Consider the following 5625-nt stretch of genomic DNA (forward strand, 5'->3'; position numbering starts at 1 on the left):
GTGCGACGAGATGACCGCGAAGGGACGGCACCATGCGCTACTGCCTGCTAGTGCATTACGAAGAGGGTTCTTCGCTCGGCTTAACGGAACAGGACATGGCGCCGGCCAAGGCTGCGTTTGCCAACTACGCCGACGACCTTTCCGCCGCCGGCGTGTTGATCGCCACCGACGTCCTCGACGTAGTGGCGCACACCACGACGGTGACGGCTCGCAGCGGCGTGCCGGAGATTCGGGACGGCCCGTGCACCGAGACCAAGGAGAAGCTCGGTGGCATCTTCGTCATCGAGGTCCCCGACCTGGCCGAGGCGATCACATGGGCGCAACGAAACCCTGCCAACGACTGGGGGTCAATCGAAATCCGGCCGGTGGCAACGACATACGCCCCGGGGCGTGGATGGCACCAGCCCTGAGCGCGGATCCGTCGCCCGTGGTCGCAGCGTCGAGGCGCTCACCCGCGACTCGTACGGCCGGTTACTCGCGCCACCGGCCGCTGCCTGCCCAGCCGTTGGGATCGTTCGCTGATCGCTCGCGGCGAGGCCCTGCTGTCGCGCGCCCACGGGCATCATCGACCGGGCAGGGTTTCAGTACGTTTCAGTACGTCTCAGTACGTTTCAGTACGTTTCAGTACGAGGCCGCCGTCCCAGTCCGCGCACTGCAGCCGGCTGCACGGTGGGACACCCGACCGCGACGCGCTGCGGGTGTTGCACCGCGCCCTGGTGCGGGTGGCGCCGTCACTCGGCGCGCCGGTCGCCCTCGCCGCAGACGGGTTCCAACCCGCGTGGGCCGCCCCCTGCGTCACCGAATACCTCACGGAGCGTTTGCGGGAACTTACTATTTGACGCGATTGTAGCAATGCAATAACGTTTGCCAGCATGGGGCAACGGGTTGGTTCGTCAGCTTCAGAGGGCCGTCGTCGTGGCCGCCCCGTCGGCTCGGACTCCGCAGAAACGCGCAACAGAATCCTAAAGGCGTCGCGGCAGGTCATCACCGAGCGCGGTTACCAGGCGGCCACATTCCAGGCCATCGCGGTCGCTGCAGAACTTAGCCGACCGACGCTGCACTACTACTTCGCCTCGCGCGAGGAGATCTACCGCACGCTCATCGCCGAATCGGACCTCGTCGTCGCCGAGTGCATCGCCAAGGCCCAGCGCGACGGCAACCTGGTCGAGCGTTTTTCGTCGTTGGTGGCCGCCATCCACGAGGCCGAATTCCTCGACCGTTCGCAGATCGCCTTTCTCGTCAGCGCGCGGCTGGAGTCCACCCGCAACGTCGAGCTGCGCGAACACGCTGGCAATCGATTGCGTGACTACCTCGAAACGCTGGTCGGCGATGCGAGGGCCAAGGGGGAGCTGCCCGACGACGCGGCCGTCGGACCGATCGTCGAGATGTTGCACGCCGTGCTGTGGGGCGTCGGCTTCTACTCGGGCTTCGTCGAGGACGCGGCCGACATGTACTTGATCACCAAGCAGCTCGACCGGTTGTTCACTCACGGACTACTCGAAGCCGGGGACAGCGCCAAGGGAAATTCGGAGACCCGCGGCGACACGTATCGCGACACGCCGAGTGCCGTCGGAGGGCCGTCTTAGACTGGCTGCCCTATGGCCGATCAGTCTGCTCCCCGCGCAAGCGCTCCTGGTTCGTCTGCTCTTCGCGCAGGCGCTCATCGCGGCGCGAGCTTCGTGCACCTGCACAATCACACCGAATATTCCATGCTGGACGGCGCGGCCAAGGTCAAGCCGATGTTCGCCGAGGCGCAGCGGCTCGAGATGCCCGCGATCGGCATGACCGATCACGGGAACATGTTCGGCGCCAGCGAGTTCTACAACGCCGCAACGGATGCCGGGATCAAGCCGATCATCGGCGTCGAGGCGTACATAGCCCCCGGTTCCCGTTTCGACACCAAGCGCGTGCTGTGGGGTGACCCGAGCCAGAAGTCCGACGACGTGTCGGGCAGCGGCGCGTACACCCACATGACGATGGTCGCCGAGAACGCGACGGGTCTGCGCAACCTCTTCAAGCTGTCGTCGTTGGCCTCGTTCGAGGGACAGCTCGGCAAGTGGTCCCGGATGGACGCCGAGATCATCGCCGAGCACGCCGAGGGCATCATCGCCACCACTGGCTGCCCGTCGGGTGAGGTGCAGACCCGGCTGAGGCTTGGCCACCAGAAGGAGGCCGTGGAGGCGGCGGCACGGTGGCGTGACATCTTCGGCCCGGAGAACTTCTTCCTCGAACTGATGGACCACGGCCTCGACATCGAGCGCCGCGTCCGCGAGGGACTGCTCGAGGTCGGGAAGACGCTCGGCATCCCTCCGCTGGCGACCAATGACTGTCACTACGTCACCCGCGACGCGTCGCGGAACCACGAGGCCCTGCTGTGCGTGCAAACCGGCAAGACCCTGTCGGATCCGACGCGGTTCAAGTTCGACGGTGACGGCTACTACCTCAAGTCCGCCGAGGAGATGCGCGCGCTGTGGGACGACCAGGTGCCCGGCGCCTGCGACTCGACCCTGTTGATCGCCGAGCGGGTGCAGTCCTACGCCGACGTCTGGGCGCCCAAGGACCGGATGCCGATCTTCCCGGTGCCCGAGGGACACGATCAGGCGTCGTGGTTGACGCACGAGGTCACCGTCGGACTGGAGCGCCGGTTCAAGGGGGCGCCCGTCCCCCAGGAGTACACCGACCGGGCCATGTTCGAGATCAAGGTCATCTGCGACAAGGGCTTCCCGTCGTACTTCCTGATCGTCGCCGACCTGATCAACTACGCCAAGTCGGTCGACATCCGGGTCGGGCCCGGCCGCGGGTCGGCCGCTGGATCGTTGGTGGCCTACGCCATGGGCATCACCAACATCGACCCGATTCCGCACGGACTGCTGTTCGAGCGGTTCCTCAACCCGGAACGTCCGTCCGCACCCGACATCGACATCGACTTCGACGACCGCAGGCGTGGCGAGATGCTGCGATATGCGGCCAACCGGTGGGGCAGCGACCGGGTGGCCCAGGTCATCACGTTCGGCACCATCAAGACCAAGGCGGCACTGAAGGATTCGGCGCGCGTCAACTACGGCCAGCCGGGCTTCGCCATCGCCGACCGGATCACCAAGGCGCTGCCGCCGCCCATCATGGCCAAGGACATCCCGCTGTCGGGGATCACCGACCCCACCCACGAGCGGTACAAGGAGGCCGCCGAGGTCCGCGCGCTGCTCGACACCGACCCCGACGTCCGGGCCATCTACGAGACCGCCCGCGGGCTGGAGGGTCTCGTCCGCAACGCGGGCGTGCACGCGTGCGCGGTGATCATGAGCTCCGAACCGCTCATCGAGGCCATCCCGCTGTGGAAGCGGCCGCAGGACGGCGCGGTGATCAGCGGTTGGGACTACCCGTCGTGCGAGGCCATCGGCCTGCTCAAGATGGACTTCCTCGGTCTGCGCAACCTGACGATCATCGGTGACTGCATCGAGAACATCAAGGCCAACCGGGGGATCGACCTCGACCTGGAGTCGCTCGAGCTCGACGATCCCAAGGCCTACGAACTACTGGGCCGCGGTGACACCCTCGGGGTGTTCCAGCTCGACGGTGGGCCGATGCGCGACCTGCTGCGACGCATGCAGCCCACGGAGTTCAACGACATCGTGGCCGTGCTGGCGCTGTACCGGCCCGGCCCGATGGGCATGAACGCCCACAACGACTACGCCGACCGCAAGAACAACCGGCAAGCGGTGAAGCCCATCCACCCGGAGTTGGAGGAGCCGCTCAAGGAGATCCTCGCCGAGACCCACGGTCTGATCGTCTACCAAGAGCAGATCATGTTCATCGCCCAGAAGGTCGCCGGGTACTCGATGGGCAAGGCCGACGCGCTGCGCAAGGCCATGGGCAAGAAGAAGCTCGAGGTGCTCGAGGCCGAGTACAAGGGCTTCCTGGAGGGCATGACCGCCAACGGCTTCTCTGCCGCGGCGGTGAAGGCGTTGTGGGACACCATCCTTCCGTTCGCCGGGTACGCGTTCAACAAGTCGCACGCGGCAGGCTACGGTCTGGTGTCGTACTGGACCGCTTACCTCAAGGCCAACTTCCCTGCGGAGTACATGGCCGGGTTGTTGACCTCGGTGGGTGACGACAAGGACAAGGCCGCGGTGTACCTCGCCGACTGCCGCAGGCTCGGCATCACGGTGCTGCCGCCCGACGTCAACGAGTCCGAGCTGAACTTCGCCTCGGTGGGCACCGACATCCGCTTCGGGCTGGGTGCCGTCCGCAACGTCGGCGCCAATGTCGTTGCGTCCCTGATCAATACCCGAAGCGCCAAGGGCAAGTACACCGACTTCTCGGACTACCTCAACAAGATCGAGGTCACCGCCTGCAACAAGAAGGTGACGGAGTCGCTGATCAAGGCGGGGGCCTTCGATTCCCTCGACCACTCCCGCAAGGGCCTGTTCCTCATCCACACCGACGCGGTCGACTCGGTGCTCGGCACCAAGAAGGCCGAGGCCATGGGCCAGTTCGACCTCTTCGGGAGTGGGGATGGGTCCGGGACCGACACCGGAGACTCGGTGTTCGCGATCAAGGTGCCCACCGACGAATGGGAGGACAAGCACAAGCTGGCCCTGGAGCGGGAGATGCTGGGCCTGTACGTCTCCGGGCATCCTCTCGACGGGATAGCGCACCTGCTGGCCACCCAGGTCGATACGCAGATCCCGGCGATTCTCGACGGCGACGTGCCCAACGAGGCGCAGGTGCGGGTCGGCGGCATCCTGGCGTCGGTCAACCGTCGCGTCAACAAGAACGGAATGCCCTGGGCCTCTGCCCAATTGGAGGATCTCACCGGCGGCATCGAGGTGATGTTCTTCCCCCACACGTACTCGACCTTCGGCGCCGAGATCGCCGACGACGTCGTCGTCATCGTCAGCGGCAAGGTGAACTCCCGCGACGACCGACTCTCGCTCATCGCCAACGACCTGGTGGTGCCCGACTTCACCAATGCACAGGCCGACCGGCCGGTCGCCGTCAGCTTGCCGACCCGCCAGTGCACCGTGGAGAAGGTCGGCGCGCTCAAGCAGGTGCTCGCCAACCATCCCGGCACCTCGCAGGTGCGGTTGCGGCTCATCAGCGGTGACCGGATCACCACGCTCGAACTCGACCAGAAGCTGCGGGTGACACCGTCATCGGCCCTGATGGGGGACCTCAAGGCGCTCCTGGGCCCGGGCTGCCTCGGCGGCTGACGGGCTAAGGCTGGGGTACCTGCGACGCCAGATCGGGCGGCTCGCCCGGTGAGCGCACCCGGAACGCGAACGATCCGCGTCCGAGGACGTCGCCGGTGGAGAACGGGGAGAGCCGGAGCAGGCACATGTTGCCCAGGTACACCGAGGGCTGCGCGTCGAGTGGGACGCGGAGGTCGAAGTTCAGCAGCGAGCGGTCCGGCGCCGTCGGGAACTCCGGCACCTGGGTGTAGCCCGGCTGGAGGCCGGGGACCTTCGGTTCGGACAGGCGCGGGAAGCGCGGGTCGACGTTCAACAGGTAGGTGCCGATCTGCGGGTCGGCTGCTGCTAGTCCGACCCAGACGTGGACGTAGATGTTCGATTGCGCCGGAACCGCTGCCGGCGAGGGAAACTCGACCGAGACGCGACCGGTGACGAC

At 66.3% G+C, this 5625-nt stretch carries 4 protein-coding genes; 3 read left to right on the forward strand and 1 reads right to left on the reverse strand.

Annotated features, from left to right (window positions below; all coding sequences use genetic code 11):
• Nucleotides 1-32: 32 nt before the first annotated feature.
• From ABW137_RS26395 to dnaE, 3 genes are all read left to right on the forward strand, one after another.
• Nucleotides 33-410, forward strand: coding sequence for a YciI family protein (locus tag ABW137_RS26395; protein ID WP_526404423.1), 378 nt, complete (start codon nt 33-35; stop codon nt 408-410).
• Nucleotides 411-872: 462 nt separating this feature from the next.
• Nucleotides 873-1586 (forward strand): TetR/AcrR family transcriptional regulator, encoded by a 714-nt coding sequence (locus tag ABW137_RS26400; protein ID WP_526404424.1) that lies wholly within the window; start codon nt 873-875, stop codon nt 1584-1586.
• 93 nt (nt 1587-1679) lie between these two features.
• Entirely contained in the window at nt 1680-5210 is a 3531-nt protein-coding gene (dnaE, locus tag ABW137_RS26405) for a DNA polymerase III subunit alpha (protein ID WP_526404426.1), read from the forward strand.
• A gap of 4 nt (nt 5211-5214) precedes the next feature.
• Here dnaE and ABW137_RS26410 read toward each other — a convergent pair.
• Nucleotides 5215-5625: hypothetical protein (locus ABW137_RS26410; protein ID WP_526404425.1), on the reverse strand; the 411-nt coding region annotated here is incomplete at its 5' end.

The sequence above is a fragment of the Mycobacterium sp. genome, from assembly GCF_040509115.1.
Taxonomy (GTDB): Bacteria; Actinomycetota; Actinomycetes; order Mycobacteriales; family Mycobacteriaceae; genus Mycobacterium.

Excerpts from the sequence above, each read along its gene's own strand:
- ABW137_RS26395 (WP_526404423.1), top strand. The coding sequence starts at position 33 with ATGCGCTACTGCCTGCTAGTGCATTACGAAGAGGGTTCTTCGCTCGGC.
- ABW137_RS26400 (WP_526404424.1), top strand. The coding sequence starts at position 873 with ATGGGGCAACGGGTTGGTTCGTCAGCTTCAGAGGGCCGTCGTCGTGGC.